General features: G+C 67.4%; 14 protein-coding genes. 2 read left to right on the forward strand and 12 right to left on the reverse strand.

From position 1 onward, the window contains the following. Positions 1 to 5: 5 nt before the first annotated feature. The 6 genes from dnaJ to ACSQ2F_RS07850 form a co-directional block, all read right to left on the reverse strand. Complete coding sequence (dnaJ, locus tag ACSQ2F_RS07825; RefSeq protein ID WP_436021448.1) at positions 6 to 1,151, reverse strand: molecular chaperone DnaJ; 1,146 nt, start codon at positions 1,149 to 1,151, stop codon at positions 6 to 8. A 111-nt stretch (positions 1,152 to 1,262) separates the two neighbouring features. After that, on the reverse strand, positions 1,263 to 3,218 hold the full coding sequence (dnaK, locus tag ACSQ2F_RS07830) for a molecular chaperone DnaK (RefSeq protein WP_436021450.1): 1,956 nt from the start codon (positions 3,216 to 3,218) through the stop codon (positions 1,263 to 1,265). 101 nt (positions 3,219 to 3,319) lie between these two features. After that, positions 3,320 to 3,844: a nucleotide exchange factor GrpE gene (gene grpE / locus ACSQ2F_RS07835; RefSeq protein WP_436021452.1), complete on the reverse strand. Its 525-nt coding sequence runs from the start codon at positions 3,842 to 3,844 to the stop codon at positions 3,320 to 3,322. A gap of 121 nt (positions 3,845 to 3,965) precedes the next feature. Then, on the reverse strand, positions 3,966 to 4,373 hold the full coding sequence (locus ACSQ2F_RS07840; RefSeq protein WP_436021454.1) for an RNA-binding S4 domain-containing protein: 408 nt from the start codon (positions 4,371 to 4,373) through the stop codon (positions 3,966 to 3,968). A 34-nt stretch (positions 4,374 to 4,407) separates the two neighbouring features. Continuing rightward, positions 4,408 to 5,499 carry a ferrochelatase gene (hemH, locus tag ACSQ2F_RS07845; RefSeq protein WP_436021456.1) on the reverse strand — a complete coding sequence of 364 codons (1,092 nt, stop codon included), beginning with the start codon at positions 5,497 to 5,499 and terminating at the stop codon, positions 4,408 to 4,410. An 82-nt stretch (positions 5,500 to 5,581) separates the two neighbouring features. Continuing rightward, on the reverse strand, positions 5,582 to 9,568 hold the full coding sequence (locus ACSQ2F_RS07850) for a PAS domain S-box protein (RefSeq protein ID WP_436021458.1): 3,987 nt from the start codon (positions 9,566 to 9,568) through the stop codon (positions 5,582 to 5,584). A 28-nt stretch (positions 9,569 to 9,596) separates the two neighbouring features. Here ACSQ2F_RS07850 and ACSQ2F_RS07855 point away from each other — a divergent pair, with 28 nt between their 5' ends. Next, positions 9,597 to 10,325, forward strand: a complete 729-nt coding sequence (locus ACSQ2F_RS07855) for an HAD family hydrolase (RefSeq protein ID WP_436021460.1) — start codon at positions 9,597 to 9,599, stop codon at positions 10,323 to 10,325. 14 nt (positions 10,326 to 10,339) lie between these two features. Here ACSQ2F_RS07855 and ACSQ2F_RS07860 read toward each other — a convergent pair whose 3' ends face one another. The 6 genes from ACSQ2F_RS07860 to argA form a co-directional block, all read right to left on the reverse strand. Next, positions 10,340 to 11,296, reverse strand: a complete 957-nt coding sequence (locus ACSQ2F_RS07860; RefSeq protein ID WP_436021462.1) for an adenylate/guanylate cyclase domain-containing protein — start codon at positions 11,294 to 11,296, stop codon at positions 10,340 to 10,342. Positions 11,297 to 11,374: 78 nt separating this feature from the next. Then, entirely contained in the window at positions 11,375 to 13,555 is a 2,181-nt protein-coding gene (gene rpoD, locus ACSQ2F_RS07865) for an RNA polymerase sigma factor RpoD (RefSeq protein ID WP_436021464.1), read from the reverse strand. A gap of 383 nt (positions 13,556 to 13,938) precedes the next feature. Beyond that, complete coding sequence (dnaG, locus tag ACSQ2F_RS07870; protein ID WP_436021466.1) at positions 13,939 to 15,873, reverse strand: DNA primase; 1,935 nt, start codon at positions 15,871 to 15,873, stop codon at positions 13,939 to 13,941. 112 nt (positions 15,874 to 15,985) lie between these two features. Next, on the reverse strand, positions 15,986 to 16,273 hold the full coding sequence (locus ACSQ2F_RS07875) for an H-NS histone family protein (RefSeq protein WP_436021468.1): 288 nt from the start codon (positions 16,271 to 16,273) through the stop codon (positions 15,986 to 15,988). 374 nt (positions 16,274 to 16,647) lie between these two features. After that, the gene (locus ACSQ2F_RS07880) at positions 16,648 to 16,920 is read right to left on the reverse strand and encodes an oxidative damage protection protein (protein WP_436021470.1); all 273 of its coding nucleotides are present in this window, start codon (positions 16,918 to 16,920) and stop codon (positions 16,648 to 16,650) included. Positions 16,921 to 16,971: 51 nt separating this feature from the next. Beyond that, positions 16,972 to 18,312: an amino-acid N-acetyltransferase gene (gene argA, locus ACSQ2F_RS07885; protein ID WP_436021472.1), complete on the reverse strand. Its 1,341-nt coding sequence runs from the start codon at positions 18,310 to 18,312 to the stop codon at positions 16,972 to 16,974. 50 nt (positions 18,313 to 18,362) lie between these two features. Here argA and hrpA point away from each other — a divergent pair, with 50 nt between their 5' ends. Continuing rightward, complete coding sequence (gene hrpA / locus ACSQ2F_RS07890; RefSeq protein ID WP_436021474.1) at positions 18,363 to 22,244, forward strand: ATP-dependent RNA helicase HrpA; 3,882 nt, start codon at positions 18,363 to 18,365, stop codon at positions 22,242 to 22,244. The last annotated feature ends 1 nt before the right edge of the window (position 22,245 follow it).

Here is a 22,245-nt window from a genome sequence, read left to right on the forward strand (position 1 = left end):
GCCGCTCACTTGAACAGGTCCTTGACGCGGTGCGTCCAGGATTTCGCGTTGGGCGAGTGCTTGTCCGACTTGCTGAGCGACTCGTCCAGCTCCCGCAGCAGCTTGCGCTGGTGCTCGGTGAGCTTGACCGGTGTTTCCACCGCGATGTGGCAGTACAGGTCGCCCGGGTAGCTCGAACGGATGCCCTTGATGCCCTTGCCGCGCAGGCGGAAGGTCTTGCCGTGCTGCGTGCCTTCGGGCAGTTCGATCTCGGCCTTTCCGCCGAGCGTCGGCACCTCGAGGCTGCCACCCAGGCAAGCCGTGGTCAGGCCGACCGGCACCGTGCAGTGCAGGTCGTCTCCGTCGCGTTCGAAGATGTCGTGCTGCTTGATGCGGATCTCGATGTACAGGTCGCCCGACGGGCCGCCATTCGTGCCCGGCTCGCCGTTGCCGGCCGAGCGGATGCGCATGCCTTCGTTGATGCCGGCCGGGATCTTGACCTCGAGCGTCTTGTTCTTCTTCACCTTGCCAGCGCCGTGGCAGGTCATGCAGGGCTCGGGGATGATCTTGCCCGTGCCGCGGCAGTGCGGGCAGGTCTGCTGGACGCTGAAGAAGCCCTGGCGCATGTGCACCGTGCCACTGCCATTGCAGCTCGTGCAGGTCTTGGCGCTGGTGCCGGCCTTGGCGCCCGACCCGTGGCAGGTCTCGCATTCGTCCCAGCTGGGGATGCGGATCTGGCTTTCCTTGCCGCGTGCCGCTTCCTCCAGCGTGATTTCCATCGCGTAGCTCAGGTCTGCGCCGCGATAGACCTGCTGGCCACCGCCACGCCGGCCGCCGCCACCGCCGCCGAACACGTCGCCGAAGATGTCGCCGAAGGCCTCCGCGAAGCCGCCGAAGCCTTCGGCGCCCGGGCCACCCGGGCGGAAACCGCCCGCATTGGGGTCCACACCGGCATGGCCGTACTGGTCATAGGCGGCGCGCTTGTCGCCGTCGGACAGCATCTCGTAGGCTTCCTTCGCCTCCTTGAAGCTCTCCTCGGCCTTCTTCGCGCCGTCACCCTGATTGCGGTCAGGGTGGTACTTCATGGCCAGCTTGCGATAGGCCTTCTTGATGTCGTCGTCGGTGGCGTTCTTGGCCACACCGAGGACGTCGTAGTAGTCACGCTTTGCCATGGTGTCGTGCTGTTGCTGAATAACGAAATCCCCCGTGACCTCTGCGGCGCACGGGGGAGACGCGGGACGCGCGGCGGTGGCCGCACGCCCCCGGACGGTGGCCGTGCCGGATTACTTCGAGTCCTTCACTTCCTTGAACTCGGCGTCGACGACGTTGTCGTCCGCCGGAGCCGAGCCGGCCGCCGATGCACCTTGCGGAGCGCCGTCGCCGCCAGCCGCGCCGCCGGCTGCCGCCTGCGCGGCTTGCGCGTCGGCGTACACCTTCTCGCCCAGCTTCTGGCTCGCGGTCATCAGGGCTTCGGTCTTGGCCTCGATGTCGGCCTTGTCGTCGCCCTTGAGCGCTTCCTCGGCGTCCTTCAGCGCGGACTCGATCTTCTCCTTCTCGCCCGCGTCCAGCTTGTCGGCGTGTTCGCCGAGGCTCTTGCGCACGCTGTGGATCAGTGAGTCGGCCGCGTTGCGGGCCTGCACGAGTTCAAGCTTCTTCTTGTCCTCGGCCGCGTTCATCTCGGCGTCCTTGACCATCTGCTCGATCTCGGCTTCGCTCAAGCCCGAGTTGGCCTTGATGGTGATCTTGTTTTCCTTGCCGGTGCCCTTGTCCTTGGCGCCGACGTGCAGGATGCCGTTCGCGTCGATGTCGAAGCTCACCTCGATCTGCGGCGTACCGCGCGGTGCCGGCGGAATGCCCTCGAGGTTGAACTCGCCCAGGCTCTTGTTGCCCGAGGCCATCTCGCGTTCGCCCTGGTAGACCTTGATGGTCACGGCCGGCTGACCGTCTTCGGCGGTCGAGAAGACCTGCGCGAACTTGGTCGGGATGGTCGTGTTCTTCTTGATCATCTTGGTCATCACGCCGCCCATCGTCTCGATGCCGAGCGACAGCGGGGTGACGTCGAGCAGCAGCACGTCGGTGCGCTCGCCGCCCAGCACCTGGCCCTGGATGGCCGCGCCCACGGCGACGGCTTCGTCCGGGTTGACGTCCTTGCGCGGGTCCTTGCCGAAGAACTCCTTGACCTTCTCCTGCACCTTGGGCATGCGGCTCATGCCACCGACGAGGATGACGTCATCGATGTCGCTCACCGAGATGCCGGCATCCTTGATGGCGGTGCGGCACGGGGCGATGGTGCGCTCGATGAGCTCGTCCACCAGCGACTCGAGCTTGGCGCGGGTCAGCTTGATGTTCAGGTGCTTCGGGCCCGAGGCATCGGCCGTCACGTACGGCAGGTTGATGTCGGTCTGGGCGCTGTTCGACAGTTCGATCTTGGCCTTCTCGGCCGCTTCCTTCAGGCGCTGCAGGGCCAGCACGTCCTTCGACAGGTCGACGCCTTGCTCCTTCTTGAACTCCGCGATGATGTAGTCGATCACGCGCTGGTCGAAGTCCTCGCCACCGAGGAAGGTGTCGCCGTTGGTCGACAGCACTTCGAACTGCTTCTCGCCGTCCACGTCGGCGATCTCGATGATGGACACGTCGAAGGTGCCGCCGCCCAGGTCGTACACGGCGATCTTGCGGTCACCTTTTTCGGTCTTGTCGAGGCCGAAGGCGAGGGCGGCCGCGGTCGGCTCGTTGATGATGCGCTTGACGTCCAGGCCGGCGATGCGGCCGGCATCCTTGGTGGCCTGGCGCTGTGCGTCGTTGAAGTAGGCCGGCACCGTGATGACGGCTTCGGTCACCGCCTCGCCCAGGTAGTCCTCGGCGGTCTTCTTCATCTTGCGCAGCACTTCGGCGCTGACCTGCGGCGGGGCCAGCTTCTGGCCGCGCACTTCGACCCACGCGTCGCCGTTGTCGGCCTGCGCGATCTTGTAGGGCATCAGGTCGATGTCCTTCTGCACTTCCTTCTCGGTGAACTTGCGGCCGATCAGGCGCTTCACGGCGTACAGCGTGTTGCGCGGGTTCGTGACGGCCTGGCGCTTGGCCGAAGCACCGACGAGGATCTCGCCGTCTTCCTGGTAGGCGATGATCGACGGCGTGGTGCGCGCACCTTCACTGTTCTCGATCACGCGCGTGGTGTTGCCCTCCATGATCGCGACGCACGAGTTGGTCGTGCCGAGGTCGATGCCGATGATTTTTCCCATTTTCTTCTCCTGCTAACTTTGGAATTCAGATGTGCCCGAGGTGTGGATCAACGGGCCGATTTCAAGGGCGGGCGTCGCGATGAAGCAGGCGCCGGCCACGTTCACTTGGGCGCCGAGACCGTCACCAGGGCCGGGCGCAGCACGCGGTCGGCGATGAGGTAGCCTTTCTGCAAGACCGTCACCACCGTGTTGGCTTCCTGCTCCGCGGGCACGACGCTGATGGCCTGGTGCTGGTGCGGGTCGAAGCGGGTGGCTGCGGGCGGATTGATTTCGACCACCTTGTTGCGCTCAAGCGCTGCGGCCAGCTGGCGCAGCGTGGCGTGGACGCCCTCGAGGAGCTGCTCGGGCGTTGCGGCCGGAATGGCGATGGCCGCCTCCAAGCTGTCCTTCACGGGCAGCAGGCTGTCGGCGAAGCCCTCGACGGCGAACTTGCGGGCCTTGGCAACCTCTTCCTCGGCGCGGCGGCGGATGTTCTCGCCCTCGGCCTTGGCGCGAAGGTAGGCGTCGGACATCTCGGCCAGGCGGGCTTCCAGGTCGGCTGCAGGGGCTGCGGCAGTGCCCTCGGCGGCGGAAGCGGTTTCGTGGGCAACGTCTTGATTTTCCAAAGGATTTTGTTCGTTTTGCATGGGTGAACCTCGTGGAACTGCACCGCATCTGGGTGCGAGCCGCGATGTTTCAAGAGCGGAAACGGGGGAATTTAACAGCCGTGTGCGGGCCGGGGCGCTTTCGGGTAGCGAGGAGGCGCCGTCACTCCTTCGTGGCGCTCCAGCGATTCCAGTCGGCGAGTTGGCGGCGGTCGCGCTTGGTAGGGCGCCCCTGGTCGATGGACAACGAGGGCTCGGGGGCTTCCCGGCGGCGGCGCGCGGCGTCCTCTCGGCGGGTGATGCTCTCGGGCGTTTCCTCGTAGAGCGCCTGGGCGACCGGCGCCGGCCCCCGCATGGCACTCAGCCCACGCACGACGATGTTGCGCAAGTCGGTGCCGTGCCGCAGATCGATGCGGTCTCCCACACGGACATCGCGCGAAGGCTTGGCATCCTGGCCGTTCACCTGCACCCGGCCGCGGCTGATTTCCTCGGTGGCGAGGCTGCGCGTCTTGAAGAAGCGCGCAGCCCAGAGCCACTTGTCGAGCCGCACGGTCTCTGGAGCGTTGCTCATGCAGGCCTCCTGGAAGCTGTGATGCCGCCCGTGCTCAGGCGGCGGCGCCTTGGGCGAGCGCACGGGCCCGTCGGGCCGCCAGGGCCTGCGGGTCCGGCGGGCTGCGAGTGTCCCAGCCCTGCAGGTGCTGCTCGGCAATGTCGGTGAGGGCGGCCAGCCACTCGGTCTGGTCGTTCAGGCAGGGAATGAAGCCGAAGCTCGTACCTCCCGCCTTGAGGAATGCCTCGCGGGCTTCCTGGTTGATCTCTTCGAGCGTCTCGAGGTTGTCGCTCGTGAATCCCGGGCAGACGACATCGACCCGACGCACCCCCTGGCCGGCGAGGGCCACCAGCGTGGGCTCCGTGTAGGGCTGCAACCACTCGGCGCGGCCCAGGCGGCTCTGGAAGGTGACGATGTAGTCGGTTGCCGCAAGCCCGAGGCGTTCAGCCACCAGTCGCGCTGTCTTCATGCACTCGCAGTGATACGGGTCACCCAGGATCAGGCTGCGCTTGGGCACGCCGTGAAAGCTCATCACCAGGCGCTCCGGGCGGCCGTTGGCGCTCCAGTGGTCAGCAATGCCCTTGGCGAGGGCAGCGATGTAGCCGGGATGGTCGTGGAAGTGGTTGATGAAGCGCAGCTCGGGCAGGCTGCGCGTGCGACGCGCCCAGCCCAGCACGGCGTCCACCACGCTCGCGGTCGTCGATGCGGCGTACTGGGGGTAGAGCGGCAGCACCAGCACCCGGGTGGCGCCGGCGGCCTTGAGCTCGTTCATCACCTCGGCCACCGACGGGCTGCCGTAACGCATGGCGTGGCGTACCAGCACGCGGTGCCCGCGTTCGCCCAGGTTGCCGGCCAGGCGGCGCGCCTGCAGCACGGTCCAGGTGGTGAGCGGGGAGCCTTCGGCGGTCCAGATGCTGGCATAGCGGGCGGCGGACTGGCGCGGTCGAACGCGCAGGATGACCCCATGCAGGATCAGCAGCCAGGCAAGCCGGGGAATCTCGACCACCCGGGGGTCGCCCAGGAATTCGGCAAGGAATCGGCGCACGGCCGACGGGGTGGGCGCATCGGGGGTGCCGAGGTTGCACAGCAGCACGGCGGTCTGGTCGGCCTGATCGTGGCGGCGCGCGGGTTCGGGGGCGAAACGCATCGAGTGGAACTGCTCCGGGAGGGTGAGCCGCCATTATCGGGCGGCCGGGCCCACCGTGCTCGCCGCCGGGCGGTGAATGCCTTCAGGTGCGAGGGGCCGTGCCGCGCACGCGGTCGGCGATCCGGTCGATGTCGCTGAGCATGGCGGAGATGTCGATCGGCTTGGTCCAGTAGCCGATGAAACCCGCCTCGTAGGCGCGCTGCACGTCCTCCGGCATGGCGTCGGCCGAGCACATGTAGGCCGGGGCGGTGTCCAGCCCCGGGAGCTGTCGCAGTTGCTGAAGCACATCGAAGCCGGACATGCCGGGCAGGTGGGCGTCCAGCACCAGCACCTCCGGCGTCCACTCGCGGGCCAGGGCGATGGCTTCCGCGCCATCCTCGGCGACGCGCAACTCGACGTTGCTGTTGTGCATGCGCAGAGCGCCCTCGAAGAGGATGGCGTTGATCCGGTTGTCCTCGACGTAGAGCATGCGCAGCGGCAACTGCGCGGAGGGAGGGGTGTCTTCGCTCGCTGCCATGGATGTCGGGTGATGCTGGGGTGTGTCCGGGGCCTCGGCCCGTTGCAATTCGATCGAGACGCGGGTTCCTTCGCCGGCCGTGCTGCTGACCTCCAGCCGTCCGCCGATGGCCCGGGCCAGGCTTCGTGCAATGATGAGCCCGAGCCCGGTGCCTTCGATGTTGGAGGTTTCCCTGCCTAGCCGTTCGAACGGCTGGAAGAGCCGGGCCATCTGGTCCGTTGTCATGCCGGGGCCGGTGTCCTCGATCGCCATGATGATGTGCGACTGTGTCGACGATTCGACACTCACGCGGACCGTGCCACCCGGGTGGTTGTACTTGATCGCATTGGACGCGATATTGAGCACGATCTGACGCAGCCGTTGCACATCGGCGCGCACCCAGATGTCCCGCGCGAGCCGGTTGTCGAAGGTGACGTTGCGCGCTGCGGCCGCCGGTTGCAGCAGCTCGAGCGTGCGCAAGACGATCTCGTCGAGTGCGATGGGGGACAAGGACAGCGCCATCGCGCCTTCCTCCACCTTCTGCAGGTCGAGTACGTCGTTGATGAGCGCGAGCAGGTGCTCGCCGGCGTCAAGCACATGCTCGGCGTAGGCGCCCAGCTCGGTGCCCGGACCGCCCCCCTGCGTCATCCGCATGAGTTGGGCGAACCCGATCACGGCATTCAGCGGCGTGCGCATCTCGTGGCTCATGCGCGACAGGAACTGCGACTTCGCCGCGCTGGCCAGTTCGGCCGCCTGCTTGTCGCGAAGGGCCTGCTCGGCTTGTCGCGCGCCCGTCACGTCGGACTGCGTGCCGACCACCCGGAGTGGCTGGCCGCCCGCGCCGCGGCTTACCACCTTGCCGCGGTCCAGCACCCAGAGCAGGCTGCCGTCGCGATGGCGCATCCGGTGTTCCGACTGGTACACCGCGGTCTCACCGCGCAGATGCCGCTGCAGTTCGCCCATCACGCGGGGCAGGTCGTCGGGGTGCACGCGCGTTCGCCACTCCTCCAGCGTATCGCTGAGCTCACTGTCGTCATGCCCCAGCATGCGCTTCCATCGTGGGGAGTAGTAGACGACGCCGGCCTCGGTGTCCCAGTCCCACACTCCGTCACCGGACCCCTCCAGGGCGAAGTGCCAGCGTTCCTCGGCGGCCACCAGCGCCTGCTCGGCGCTGCGCTGCTGCGTGATGTCGCGGAAGGTCAGCACGATGGAGAGCGGCGTGCCCTTGTGCCCCATCTGCAGCGGATGTGCGTTGAGTTCGATCCACCTGCGCTGGCCGTCCGGCCTGCGCAGTGCGTGGACCTCGCGGGAGAGCGGACGGCCGCCCCGGGCGATGCGGCGCACGGGATGAGCCTCGTGGGCCAGCGGACCGCCGTCGGCCGCCAGAAACTCGAAGGGCCAGGGCCGGGTGCTGCCGACGATCGCGGTGTCGTCGACACCGAGCACGGCGCACGCGGCGGCATTGACGGCGATCACCGTGAGTGTGGGCGTCACGACGACGAGGCCATCGCTGATGGCCGCGGCCACAGAGCGATAGAGCTCCTCACTCAGGCGAAGCTTTTCCGCCGCGCGGGTCTGGCCCGTGACGTCGTGCAGCACGCCGATGTAGTGGGTGAGGGCGCCTGCGCCATCGAACACCGGGGCGATGTGCAAGGCGTTGGTGAAGACCGTGCCGTCGCGTCGCACGTTCTCCAGCACGACGCTGGACTCGCGACCCGCCGCCATGGCGCGGCGCAGGACCTCGATGCCGGCTTGCGCCGTGAGGTGGCCTTGCAGCATGCGGCAATTGCGGCCCAGCAGCTCGTCGCGGCTGTACCCGCTCAGCGTCTCGAAGGCCGGGTTCACGTAGATCATCGGCAGGTCGGCCTGGGTGGCGTCGCAGACGCACATGGGCAGCGCGGCGTCCGCCTCCACCGCCCGCTTCATCAGGACCAGGTCGCGCTCCAGCGAGCGCAGTTCGGTGAGGTCCCGGCTCACGTAGAGCACGCGACCGTCGGGCATCGGCGATACCCGGGCTTCGAACCAGCGGCTTGTGCCGTCACGGGTTCGCAGCGGGTACTCGTGGCGCTGGACCTCACCGGTCTCCAGGGCCCGCCGGATGGCGGCCATGCCGGCCTCCGCCCGGGCCGCGGACATGCCGGAGCCGAAGTGCTGGCCTTGCAAGTCGTTCCAGTCGCGAACCAGCGAAGGGTGCCCGGGGGTGCTGCACTCGACGAAGCGTCCCTGTCCGTCGATCACGAACCAGAGGTCCGGCACGGCCTGAAGGACCGCGGCCAGGCGCTGCCGGGACTCACGGAGCTCGGACTCGCGTGCGGCCAGCGCCAGTTCGGCCTGCTTGCGGTCCGTGATGTCGATCGACAGGTGAACCACATTGCCGCTGGGCAGGCGGCGGGCGCTCACGAGGTGCCAGCGGTCGCGCCAGCGCAGCTCGTGCTGGGCGCCTTCGGAGGACACGATGCCCAGGCGCCAACGGACGAACGCTTCCTCCTGGCCGACCGCATCGGGATAGTCGCCTCGCGATGTCATGGCGCGAACCATGTCGGGCCAGCTCATGCCCTCGAGCCGCGGGCCCTTGCTCAGGAGGCCTCGCCACGCGGCATTGGAACGGATCACCCGACCGTGCGGGTCGGTGATCATCACGCCCGCTACCAGCGCATCGAGTGCGTCGCTCAGCAGCTGCTCCGCTTCGCGCGCCGTGTTCTGCGCTTTGAGCTGCTCGGTGATGTTGCTCGTGGCACCCCGATACCCGCGAAAGAACCCTTCACCGTCGAAGACCGGGGCGCCGCTGATGCGCGTGACCACCACGCCCTTGGGCGTCGGCCGGTCCGTGATGAGGTCCTTGAACGGTTCCAGACGGCTGCGCGCGGCGAGGAAGCGGTCCCAGGACCCGCTCACGTCGACGGGGCTGCGACGGTTGATCTGCGCCATGGTCAGGCCGATGTCGGTGCTGGCGGGTCGGCCGGTGTGGCCCTCGATGCTCTCGGAGACCCATGTCACGCGGCCTTCGTGGTCGGTCTCCCAAAGCCAGTCGCTGCTGGACAGGCTGGCACTTCGGACCCGCGCCGCCTGCCGACGCAGCTGGCGTTCCCGCAGGCGCCCGTGGAGCAATTCTTCGCTCACGGTGCCGAGCTCCGCCAAGGCCGCCCGACCGGCCTCGGAGAGCGCACCGGGCGCCAGGCCGATGGCGCACAGCGCGCCGACCCGGTGCCCGTCCACTCGCAGTGGCATGCTGGCCAGGCTGCGGAGCTGAGGGGCACCGCGTACCAGCGGGTGTGCGGCGAGGCGGTCGTGAAGGCAAGCGTCCTCCACTTCGGCGAGCGACGCGCTGCCCAGCAGCGTCTCGCAGAGCACCGCATCGCGCGCCATCGGTCCGGTGGGCCAGCCGACGGCGGACTTGACCCAGATGCGGTCGGCGTCGATCAGGCACAGCAGCACGATGGGTCGTGCGGACTGCAGGTGCAGCAGGCGGGTGATGGCGTCGAGGGCGGGCTCGGGGCCGGAGTCGAGGATGCGCATCTCGCGCAGGAGATCCAACTGTCCGGGCGCATCCCCGGGCAGCAGGGTGGGCGGCATGCGGTCAATGTAGCGGAGAATGTCCTTTATGACGGCTAGCAATCCCCCTGAGTCGGCCCGGCCGCGCATCGATCCGCCGCGCGCCCTCAGCTTCGACCTGGACGACACCCTGTGGCCGATCTGGCCGACCATCGAGCGGGCGGAGCAGGTGCTTCACGACTGGCTCGGCCAGCACGCCCCCGCGACCGCAGACCGGTTCGATCCCGCCGGATTGCGGGCGCTGCGCAATGAAGTGGCCCTGCGCTCGCCCGAGTGGGCGCATGACCTGAGCCGCATGCGTCGCGAGAGCCTGCGCGAGGCGCTGTCCCGGGCCGGGGACGATGCCGCGCTTGCCGAGCCCGCCTTCGAGGTGTTCTTCGAGGCCCGCCAGCAGGTCGTCCTTTTCGACGATGCGCGCGCCGCACTCGAACGGCTCGCACAGCGCTATCCCCTGATCGCCGTCACCAACGGCAACTCCGACCTGGCACGCGTGGGGCTCGACGGCCTGTTCCAGGAGAACATCAGTGCGAGCCGATTCGGCGTGGCCAAGCCAGATCCCCGCATCTTCCATGCGGCCTGCGAGCGCCTCGGCGAAGCGCCGGCCGACGTGCTGCACGTGGGCGACGACCTCGTGCTCGATGTGACGGGCGCGCTGGATGCCGGCTTGCAAGCGGTGTGGCTGCGCCGCGGTGGGTCAGCGGAAGGCGCACCGGCCCTCAAGGCGCCGTACCATGTGTTCGAGGATCTGGACCGATTGGCGATCGCGCTCGGCTGCTGAGCACGCAGCGCGGCTCAACCGAAGTCGACCTGCGGCTGCGTGTCGGAGAACTTCATCACCTCGAAGCGGACGAGCGGTGCCGTCGGGTCGGTGGGTGGGGCGCCGAGGCCCAGCGTGCCGCTCCCATGCAGCGTGCAGGTGCCGCGGCGCAGGGCCACGATCTCCGAGCCCCCGGTGAAGCGCACATACGTGCCGTTGAAGCTGAGGTCGGTGAGCTGGAAGGCGCCGCCGTGCCAATCGATGCGCGCGTGGGAGCGCGAGACGCGTGAGTCGTCGATGCAGTACGTGACCTGCGGGCTGCGCCCCAGTACCACCGGCAGGGACGGGCCGGCGTAGATGCGGTTCATGTCGAGCCAGACGAGGCGGATGCCTTCGGGCTCGTTCGCCGCAGGGGGCAGCTCGCCGTAAGCGGTGGCCGCCGTGTCGCTGAACCGACGACCCTCGAGCAGGAACACATGCACCGGCTCCACGCGGCCGCGCAGTTGCACGCGGTCGAGGCTGCGAAAGCGCTGGCGAATCTCCGGTGGCTGGTGGCTCACGACGCTCACGGTGGCCAGGATCTCGTTGTCCCCGGCGTGATCGAGCAAGCGGGCCGCGACGTTCACCGCGTCGCCGAACCAGTCGCCCGACATGGCGATCACCTCGCCCTGGGCGATGCCGACCTGCAGGCGAAGCACCGGCGTGCGCTGGGTGGCCGCCCGCGTGCTGGTCGCGAGCGGCGTGATGCGGTCCATGGAGTCGTGCATCTCGTCGGCCGCCATCACGGCAGCCGTCGGATCCTCGAACACCGCCATCAGGCCGTCGCCCAGCGTCTTCACGACGCTGCCGCCGGCGTTGTGCACGATCTGCGCGACCAGCCCGACGCTCTGGGTCACGACCGTGGTGGCTTCGGCATTGCCCAGGGTTTCGTACAACGACGTGCTGCCGCGGAGGTCGGCAAACAGGACGGTACGCTGAAGAATCTGCGTCATGCCGTGAAGTTTATGGCAACAATTACAAAAAAGCCCCGGCGAGATCGCCGGGGCTTGATGTAGCGGCGGACTGGAGACTCAGAGGTTGTCGAGGTAGGTCCGCAGCTTGTCCGATCGGCTCGGGTGCTTGAGCTTGCGGATGGCCTTGGCCTCGATCTGGCGAATGCGCTCGCGGGTCACGTCGAACTGCTTGCCCACTTCCTCGAGGGTGTGGTCCGTGCTCATCTCGATGCCGAAGCGCATGCGCAGCACCTTGGCCTCGCGCGGGGTGAGGCTGTCGAGGATGTCCTTCACCACGTCGCGCAAGCCGGCCTGCATGGCGGCTTCGATCGGCGCGGTGTTGTTGGTGTCCTCGATGAAGTCGCCCAGGTGGGAGTCGTCGTCGTCGCCGATGGGGGTTTCCATCGAGATCGGCTCCTTGGCGATCTTCATGATCTTGCGGATCTTGTCCTCGGGGATCTCCATCTTCTCCGCAAGCGTCGGCGCGTCGGGCTCGAAGCCGAACTCCTGCAGGTGCTGGCGGCTCAGGCGGTTCATCTTGTTGATCGTCTCGATCATGTGCACCGGGATGCGGATGGTCCGCGCCTGGTCGGCGATCGAGCGGGTGATGGCCTGGCGGATCCACCACGTCGCGTACGTCGAGAACTTGTAGCCCCGGCGGTACTCGAACTTGTCCACCGCCTTCATCAGGCCGATGTTGCCTTCCTGGATCAGGTCGAGGAACTGCAGGCCGCGGTTGGTGTACTTCTTGGCGATGGAGATCACGAGGCGCAGGTTGGCCTCGATCATTTCCTTCTTGGCGTCGCGCGAGGACTTCTCGCCCTCGTTCATGCGCTTGTTGATGCCCTTCAGGTCATCGAGGGGCACCACCGCGCGCGCCTGCTGGTCGGTCAGCTTCTTCTGCAGCTCCTGCACGGCAGGCAGGTTGCGCGACAGGATGGCGCTGTAGGGCTTCGTGCTCGCCACTTCCTTCTCGGCCCACTTCAGGTTGAGCAGGTTGGGCGGGAAGTTCTTGATGAAGTAGTCCTGGGGCATGCCGCACTTGTCGACCAGGATCTTGCGCAGTTCGCGCTCGTAGCGGCGCACGTCGTCCACCTGCGAACGCAGGATGCCGCACAGCTTCTCGATGGTCTTGACGGTGAAGCGGATGGTCATCAGCTCGTCGCTGATGGCCTGCTGCGCCTTGTTGTAGGCGGGCGACTGGTAGCCGTCCTTCTCGAAGGCCTTGCGCATCTTGTCGAAGTTGATGCGCAGCTCGGCGAACTTGGCGAGCGCGGCGTTCTTCAGCTCTTCGAGCTTCTTGGTGAGGGCCTTGCTGCCCCCCTGGCCGTCGTCGTCGTCTTCCTCGTCGAAGAAGTCGACGTCTTCCTCGGCCACGTAGTCGTCGGCCTCGTCTTCGGAGACGAAGCCATCGACCACCTCGGAGATCTTCATCTCGCCGGAGGCGATCTTGTCGGCGTAGGTGAGGATCTCGGCAATGGTGGTCGGCGAGGCGCTGATGGCGAGCATCATGGCCTGCAAGCCACCTTCGATGCGCTTGGCGATCTCGATCTCGCCTTCACGCGTCAGCAGCTCGACCGTGCCCATCTCGCGCATGTACATGCGTACCGGGTCGGTCGTGCGGCCGAACTCGGAGTCGACGGTGGACAGGGCGGCTTCCGCGGCTTCCTCGGCCTCTTCCTCGGTGGCCGTGGTGGTGCCACCGCCGGCGATCAGCAGCGTGGCGGCGTCGGGCGCCTGCTCGTACACCGCGATGCCCATGTCGTTCAGCATCGACACGATGGCTTCGAGGATTTCGGCGTCGACCAGCTTTTCGGGCAGGTGATCGTTGATTTCCTGGTGCGTCAGGAAACCACGCGTCTTGCCCATCTTGATGAGGGTCTTGAGCTCCTGGCGGCGCTTGGCGACTTCCTCTTCGGTGAGCGCGGTCTCGTCCAGGCCGAACTCGCGCATGAGGGCGCGTTCCTTCGCCCGCGACACCTTCATGCGCAGGGGCTTGGCCTTGGCGACCTTCTCGCCATCGCCCGCCTCGGCGACTTCCGCGTCCGGTTCACCGGCGAGGTCGGCCTCGATGTCGGAGAAGTCTTCCTCGGGCAGCTCTTCCTTGGCGGCGGCGCCGGCCTTGGGCTTGCGGCCAGGTTTTCCCTTGGCTTCGGTGGTGGCAGCGACCTTGGCCGGGCGGCCCGGTTTCTTCTTCTCTTCGGGCTCTGCCGTGGCGGCCTTGGGGGCTTTGGCGGGGGCGCTCTTCTTCGCAGTCATGCAAATCCTCGAATGGTGGTGGGCATCACGGCTTCATGCGGGAGTCGCGACGCTGCGGGTCCGGAGGACAAGGTGGTGTCCGCCTGCACGCAAAACAAGCGGCAAGCTCACATTTCTTGTCATTGGGAACGGCAACGGGCGAGCCCACCGGGCCGACCGATGGAAATCGGGCCGGCCAGGGGCAGGCATGAAACAGGCAAGACTCGCGTGATCATCCAAAGAAGCGCAGTCCTTGCGGGGAAGGGTGGCCGATGTGGGGACCCTGGTTCAAAGGGTGGCCGGGGCCCGGAGGTGCTGCTGTCACTCTTGCGCCGTAACAAACCCTTGATTATCGGCGACAAATCGTGTCGCGTCAAAGGAACTCGTGCGCGGTGGAGCGCGTTTCAGCGCGCGAGCGACAGGGCCTGAAGCCGGCGTCGTCGATGGGCGTCGACCTCCCGCCATTGGGCAAGCGCGGCCGGATCGGTGGCCGCGCGCTGAATCAGGTCGTCTTGCAGGTGCTGCAGCCGACGCACCCACATGCCGTCGAGCACCCGCCGCAGGTCGGTGAACTGCATGTCGTCCTGGAGCACCTCGGCCGTGACGAGCCGCTGCGCCAGATCGGCCCATTCCGTTTCCTGCAGGGCCTGCTCCCAGACCGCCCAGGCCGGGGCGCCATGTTCGAGCACGTGGCGCTCCATCCAGGCACAGAGCGGCCCGTGGGGTGCGGGCAGCTCGTGGAGCAGCTCATGGTCGTCGGCGTCGAGCTGCTCCCACCAGTCGCTGTGCAGCAGCAGCAGGCGCACGGCGGAATCGGCCGGGCTGTTCGGCTGCGCCCGTGGCAGGCCCGAGCCCGGCTCCGGGGGCGGCCGGCGCCGCCCGGTGAAAGGCCGGTCGACCCAGGGTTTGCGGGGCGGACGCTGGCTCGGGGCCCGGTCAGGGCCGGCGTCGGGCGGCGCCTCGGAGAACCAGGCGTCGTCCGGCGGAATGTCGTCGTCGGGCGGCCGCTCGCGCTGCGGGCGGGGACGGGCGGGCGCACCGGCCTGCCAAAGCCGGTTGAGGTCGTCCCCCGACAGGCCGGCCGCAGTTGCGAGTTCACCGAGGAGCTGCATCTTGAGCGCGCCCTCCGGCAGCGCATGCCACATGGGTTTGGCCTGGGCCAGAAGGCGGGCGCGGCCCTCGGCGGCACTCAGGTCGCATCCCTCGCGGGCCGCCTCGAGCAGCTGCTTGGACAGCGGCACGGCCTTGCTCACGCAGTCCTCGAAGGCCTCGGGGCCGTGCTGGCGCACATAGGAGTCCGGATCGTGCTCGGGCGGCAGGAAGAGGAAGCGCACCGAGCGGGTGTCGGTGGCGAAGGGCAGGGCGGCTTCCAGCGCGCGGCCGGCGGCCCGGCGGCCGGCCGCGTCACCGTCGAAGCTGAAGACGATCGCGTCGGTGAAGCGAAAGAGCTTCTGCACGTGCTCCGCCGAACAGGCCGTCCCCAGCGTGGCCACTGCGTTCGGAAACCCGAGCTGCGCGAGCGCGACGACGTCCATGTACCCCTCGACGACCAGCGCGTAGCCGCGCTTGCGCAGGCCGGCGCGCGCCTCGTGCAGGCCGTAGAGCTCGCGGCCCTTGATGAACACCGGCGTTTCCGGCGAGTTCAGGTACTTCGGTTCGCCTTTGTCGAGCACCCGTCCGCCGAAGCCGATCACCTCTCCCTGAACCGACCGGATCGGGAACATGATGCGGTCGCGGAAGCGGTCGTAGCGCTTGCGCTCCGCCTCGTTCTCGCCCGTGGCGATGACGAGGCCGCTTTCCTCGAGCAGCGGGTCGTCATAGTGCGGGAACACGCTTGCGAGGCCGCGCCAGCCGTCGGGGGCATAGCCCAGGCCGAAGGCCGAGGCGATCTCGCCGGTGAGCCCGCGCCCGCGGAGGTAGTCGATGGCCCGGGGGCTGGCCTTGAGCTGCTTGCGGTAATGGTCGCTCGCCTTGTGCAGCACGTCGCTCAACGTTGCCTGGCGTTGCTTGAGCGCCGCGGCGCGCTCGCGTTCCTGGGGTGAACGGTCGTCTTCCGGGACGGCCATGCCCACCTGCTGGGCCAGGTCGCGCACGGCGTCGAGAAACCCCATGCCGGAATAGGCCATGAGAAAACCCAGGGCGTTGCCATGCACGCCACAACCGAAGCAGTGGTAGGTCTGTCGCGTCGCGCTGACGGTGAAGCTCGGCGTCTTCTCGCCGTGGAAGGGGCACAGTCCCTTGTGGTTGATGCCGGCCTTCTTGAGCTGCACGTGGCGGCCCACCACCTCGACGATGTCGACGCGCGAGAGGAGGTCCTGGACAAAACTGGGAGGGATCACGGGTGGAGTCTATCGGCTGCGTTGCCGGGCGGTGCTGGCGACAGCGCCCTCAAGGAAAAACGCCGCCCGAAAGGGCGGCGATCTTCTGCGAGGGTAATGCGGTGAAACGGTGTCAGACGGCGAAATCGCTCAGTTTCTTGCCAGAGGCGAGTGCCGCTTTCAACCACTTGGGTTGCAATCCCCGGCCGCTCCAGCTGTCGCCGGTGGCCGCGTTGCGGTATTTGGCGGCAACCTTTCCGCCCTTCGGTGCACCGGCCCGCGAAGTGGTTCGCGTCTGCAGGTCGGCGACCGTCAACCCGTATTCGGACATGAGCGCCTTGACCTTGGCGATGGCATCGTTGCGCTCACGTTTCTGCGTGCTCTCGATTTCCTGTTCCAGGGCCGCCTTGCGGGCCAGCAAGTCTTGAAGCGTGCTCATGAATTATTCCTTCCGGTCAAAGAGGGCAGCACTGCGCTGCGCAGCCGCAGATTCTACGTTACCGTTTTGGAAGGCAGGACAGGTAATTCCCGAGGGGTCCGAAAAACTATCTGATCCCCGAAGGGAATACCCCATTTCGACATGGCGCGGGCCGGTCATCACGGGTTTTGGCAAACAGTTGAAGGCAACCTTGCCACGGTACGACTTGCCGGACGGACGGAGGCGGCGGGACTCGGCGTTCAGGATGCCCGTGGCCAGTCGTCCGCCGCAACGGTTTCGCCAGGCTTGAGCCGAACGTGTCAGGCTGGCCATGCGGCCCGCCCGCTGCGTTCGCGGTCCGGGCGACCACGTGTCGCTCAGGCCGACGGGGGCACGTAGCCTGCAGGTTGCTCGACGCCTTCGCCGAAGAAGAACCGCTCCATCTGACGCGCAAGATACTGGCGCGCCCGCTGGTCGGCGAGATTGAGGCGGTTTTCATTGACCAGCATGGTTTGGTGCTTCATCCAGGCCGCCCAGGCTTCCTTGCTGATCTCGTTGTAAATGCGCTTGCCGAGGTCGCCGGGATAGGGGGCGTAATCAAGACCCTCTGCTTCCTTCTTGAGGTAGACGCATTGGACGTTGCGAGCCATGGTGATGTTCCTGCGAAAGTGAAATGGAAATGAGGGGAAGCAGGTCGTGCTTCAGGTGAGTTTCTTGACCAGCACCTGCGAGCGGCGATCCCAGTTGTATTTGCGCTTGCGCGCCTCAGGAAGCCAGTCGGGGTCGACCTGGGCAAAGCCGCGCTTGAGAAACCAGTGCATGGTTTGCGTGGTCAGCACGAATATGCTTTGCAGCCCCATCATCTTCGCACGCTGCTCCACACGTTTGAGAATACGCTCACCATCGCCCTGGCTTTGCACGTTGGGGGAAACGGTGAGTGCAGCCATTTCCGCGGTGCGCGCATCGGGATAAGGGTAGAGCGCCGCGCAGCCGAAGATCACGCCGTCGTGCTCGATCACGGTATAGAGGCCGATGTCGCGCTCGATCTCGGTGCGGTCTCGCTTGACGAGCGTCCCGTTGCGCTCGAAGGGTTCGATCAGCTGCAGCACGCCGCCGATGTCGTCGGCCGTGGCCTCGCGCAGGCTTTCGAGCTTCTCGTCGACGATCATGGTGCCCACGCCGTCGTGGGTGAAGGACTCCATCAGCACCGAGCCGTCCACCGAATACGGCACGATGTGCACCCGCTCGACGCCTCCTTCGCAGGCCTTCACGGCATGCTCGAGGTAGAAGGCGGTGTCCGTCGGCTGGATGGGGTCGGGCAGGTTGGCCAGCAACTTCTTGGCGTCGGCCAGGGCCAGCTCGGTGTCGATCTCGCTTTGCGGGTCCGCCGGGTCGAGCGGGATGCCCTTCACCTCGGTCACGTAGATGAGCTTGTCGGCATGAAGCGCGATCGCCGCGCTGCAGGCCACGTCTTCCATGCTGAGGTTGAACGCTTCCCCGGTGGGGGAGAATCCGAAGGGGGACACCATCACGAGCGAGCCGAAGTCGATTGCCCGGCGGATGCCGATGGCGTCGATCTTGCGAACGAGGCCGGTGTGCTGGAAGTCCACCCCGTCGAGAATGCCGACCGGCCTGGCAGTGATGAAATTGCCCGAGATCACCCGGATCTCGCTGTGCGCCATCGGGGTGTTGGGCAGGCCCTGCGAGAATGCCGCCTCGATCTCGTAGCGCATCTGGCCGGCGGCCTCCTGGGCGCAGTCGAGCGCCACCGCGTCGGTCACCCGCATGCCATGGCTGTACTGCGAAACATGCCCCTTGAGCGCGAGCTGCTCTTCCACCTGCGGCCTGAACCCGTGCACCAGCACGAGCTTGATGCCCATGGCGTGGAGAATGGCGAGGTCTTGCGCAAAGGTTGAAAGCTTGCCGGCCGCCACCAACTCTCCGGCAATGGCCACCACGAAGGTCTTGCCGCGGTGCGCGTGGATGTACGGCGCCACCGACCTGAACCATGGAACGAAGGTGTGCGGAAAGACAAGACTCATGGCGGCAGACGGCGCTTTGAAATAATCACTGATTTTTGCACGAAGGGCCGATGTCAGCTCCTCCTCGCCGCGGCACCCCGGCCACAGCCAACCCCATTCCGCCGATCACCTTCCCTGACGCCTTGCCGGTCTCGGCGCGGCGTGAGGAGATCGCCCGCGCCATCGAGTCGCACCAGGTCGTCATCGTCTGCGGCGAGACCGGGTCGGGCAAGACCACCCAACTGCCCAAGATCGCCCTGGCGCTCGGGCGAGGGCGGGGTGCCGGTGGCAAGGGGCTGATCGGCCACACCCAGCCCCGGCGCATCGCGGCGTCGAGCGTCGCCAAGCGCATCGCCCAGGAGCTCAACACGCCGCTCGGCGAGCACGTCGGCTTCAAGGTGCGCTTCCAGGATCGGTTGTCCGCGGGCGCCAGCGTCAAGCTGATGACCGACGGCATCCTGCTGGCCGAAACCCAGACGGATCCCCTGCTCAAGGCCTACGACACCCTCATCATCGACGAGGCCCACGAGCGCAGCCTGAACATCGACTTCCTGCTCGGGTACATCCGCCAGATCCTGCCGCGCCGCCCGGACCTGAAGGTCATCGTCACCTCGGCCACCATCGACGCCGATCGTTTCGCCCAGCACTTCGCCTCCCGCCACGGGCCGGCGCCGGTGATCCAGGTCTCGGGCCGGCTGTTCCCGGTCGAGCAACGCTGGCGGCCCTTCGAGGAAAGCCGCGAATACGGCCTGAACGACGCCATTGCCGACGGCGTCACCGAGCTATGGCGAGAAGGCGCGGGCGACGTGCTGGTGTTCCTGCCCGGCGAGCGCGAGATCCGCGAGGCCGCCGAGCACCTGCGGCGCCACCATCCGCCCGGCGTCGAAGTCGTCCCGCTCTTTGCGCGCCTGAGCCAGCAGGAGCAGGACGCGGTGTTCGAGCCGCACAGCGCACGCCGCATCGTGCTGGCCACCAACGTGGCGGAAACCTCGCTCACCGTGCCGGGCATCCAGTACGTGATCGACGCGGGCACGGCGCGGGTCAAGCGCTACAGCTACCGCAACAAGGTCGAGCAGCTGCAGATCGAGCCGGTGAGCCAGGCCGCCGCCAACCAGCGGGCCGGCCGTTGCGGCCGTGTCAGCAACGGCATCTGCATCCGTCTCTACGACGAGGAGGACTTCGCGTCCCGTCCCCGGTTCACCGACCCCGAGATCCTTCGGTCCTCGCTGGCGGGCGTCATCCTGCGAATGAAGTCGCTGGGCCTGGGCCTGGTGGAGGATTTCCCGTTCCTCGAGCCGCCGCCACGGCGGGCGGTTGCCGACGGCTACCAGCTGCTCAACGAGCTCGGGGCGGTGGACGAGCAGAACGAGCTCACCCCGGTGGGCCGCGAGCTCGCCAAGCTGCCGCTCGACCCCCGCGTCGGACGCATGATCCTGGAGGCGCGCAACCGGGAGGCGCTGTCGGAAGTGCTCATCATCGCCTCGGCCTTGAGCGTGCAGGACGCGCGAGACCGGCCCCTGGAGCACCAGCAGGCGGCCGACACCGCCCACAAGAAGTTCGACGACGAGCGCTCGGAGTTCGTGGGTACCCTGAAGCTTTGGAAATGGCTGGAGGAGGCTCGCGGGGGGCAGGGCGAGCACAAGCTTTCCCACCGCAAGCAGGAACAGCTGCTGCGCGACAACTTCGTCTCGCCGCGCCGCGTGCGCGAGTGGCGGGACATCCATTCACAGCTGCACACCGTCGTCGCTGAACACAAGTGGCGCCTGAATGCCTCGCCGGCGACCTACGAGCAGGTGCACCTGTCGATGCTGGCCGGCCTGCTGGGCAACATCGGCCTGAAGAGCGACGAGGACGACTGGTACCTCGGGGCCCGTGGCATCAAGTTCTACCGTCATCCTGGCGCCCACCTGAGCAAGAAGCCGGGCCGCTGGATCGTCGTTGCCGAACTCGTCGAGACCACGCGCCTCTTCGGCCGGGGCATCGCCGCCATCGAACCGCAGTGGCTCCCCGGCATCGCGGGTCACCTCATCAAGACGCAGCTGCTGGAGCCGCACTGGGAAAAGAAGGCGGCGGAGGTGATCGCGCTCGAGCGGGCGACGCTCTACGGCATCGTCATCTATGCCAACCGGCGCGTGAACTTCGGTCAGGTCGATGCCGCCGCCGCCCGCGAGATCTTCATCCGTGAGGCGCTGGTGGAAGGCGAGTGGGACAGCCGGCTGCCGTTCATCGCGGCCAACCGCAAGCTCATCAGTCAGGTCGAGGAGCTCGAGCACAAGTCGCGTCGCCAGGACGTGCTGGTGGACGATGAGCTGATCTTCGCCTTCTACGACAAGCACCTGCCGGCCGATGTCTGCAGCGGTGCGACGCTCGAGCGCTGGTATCGGGAGGAGAGCCGGCGGCAGCCGAAGCTGCTGCACCTCACGCGCGAAGAGCTGATGCGCCACGAGGCCGCGGGCATCACGTCGTCCGCCTTCCCGCGCACCCTGCGCCTGGGCGGCGTCGATTGCGCGACGAGCTACCTGCACGAACCGGGCGACCCGAAGGACGGTGTCACCGTCACGGTGCCGCTCTTCGCCCTGAACCAGGTGAACGACGAGCGCTGCGAATGGCTGGTGCCCGGCATGTTGCGCGACAAAGTGCTCGCGCTCGTGAAGAGCCTGCACCAGCGTCCACGCTCGCGCTTGGTGCCGCTTCCCGAATTTGCCGAGAGCTTCGTCAACGGCGTGAACGAGGCCGGCACCTTTGGCGGTGGCTCGCTGGTCGATGCCCTGCTCAAGGTCGTGCGCGACCGCACGCAGCTCGACATCAAGCGTGCGGACTTCAAGCTCGACCAGCTGCCGCCGCACCTGTTCATGAACTTCCGGGTCGTGGACGATACCGGCCGCCAGCTCGGCGCCGGACGGAACATCGCGGCCCTCAAGGCGGAACTCGGCGGGCAGGCACGCTCGGCCTTCCAGGCATTGGCGGCCCTGCGGCCGTCAGTGCCGGCAGCGCCCGCGGCTGCAGCGCCCCCGGCAGCTCCCGGCGAGTCGTCGCGGGGACCCGGCCGAGCCGAACCGGTGCGTACCGGCGCGCCGGCACCGGCGCCGTCGGCAACCCCTGCCGAGGTGCAGTACACCGATTGGGGTTTCGGCGAACTGCCCGAACTCATGGAGGTGCGCCGCGGCAACCAGGTGCTGGTCGGCTTTCCGGCCCTCATCGACCGCGGCAGCCACGTCGTGGTCGAGGTGTTCGACGAACCCGAGGTTGCGGCGGCACGCCACCGTGCGGGCTTGCGCCGCCTCGTCGCGCTGCAGATCCGGGACGCCCTGAAGTACCTCGAGAAGAACATCCCCGACCTGCAGAAGATGGCGGCGCTGTACATGAGCATCGGCACGCTCGACGAGTTGCGCGAGCAGATCATCGAACTCGCGCTCGATCGTGCCTTCCTGGCGGACCCGCTGCCGACGGACGCGGCGAGCTTCAAGCGCCGCCTCGACGAGGGCCGAGGGCGCCTCACGCTCATCGCGAACGAGATTGCCCGCAGCATCGGCACGGTGCTCGCCGAGCATGCCGCCGCGAGTCGCAAGCTGAAGGACGCAAGAGCACCCAAGGACGTCCAGGACGACGTTGCGGCGCATCTGGCCCGCCTCGTGCCCAAGCGCTTCGTGACGGCAACGCCCTGGCCGCAGCTGGCCCACTTGCCGCGCTACCTCAAGGGCGTCACCATGCGGCTCGACAAATGGCGAGCCGACCCGGCCCGTGATGCGGCTCGCCTGGCGGAGCTGCGTCCGCTGGAGCAGCGCTACCTGCGCCTGGTGGCCGATCGGCGAGGGGTGCACGATGCGCGGCTCGACGAATTCCGCTGGTTGCTCGAGGAACTTCGGGTGAGCCTCTTCGCGCAGGAACTTCGCACCCCGCAACCGGTCAGTGTGAAACGGCTCGAGAAAACCTGGGCCCAACTGAGCGCCTGAC

This window comes from Rhizobacter sp. LjRoot28 (genome assembly GCF_964253025.1).
Taxonomy (GTDB): Bacteria; Pseudomonadota; Gammaproteobacteria; order Burkholderiales; family Burkholderiaceae_C; genus Rhizobacter.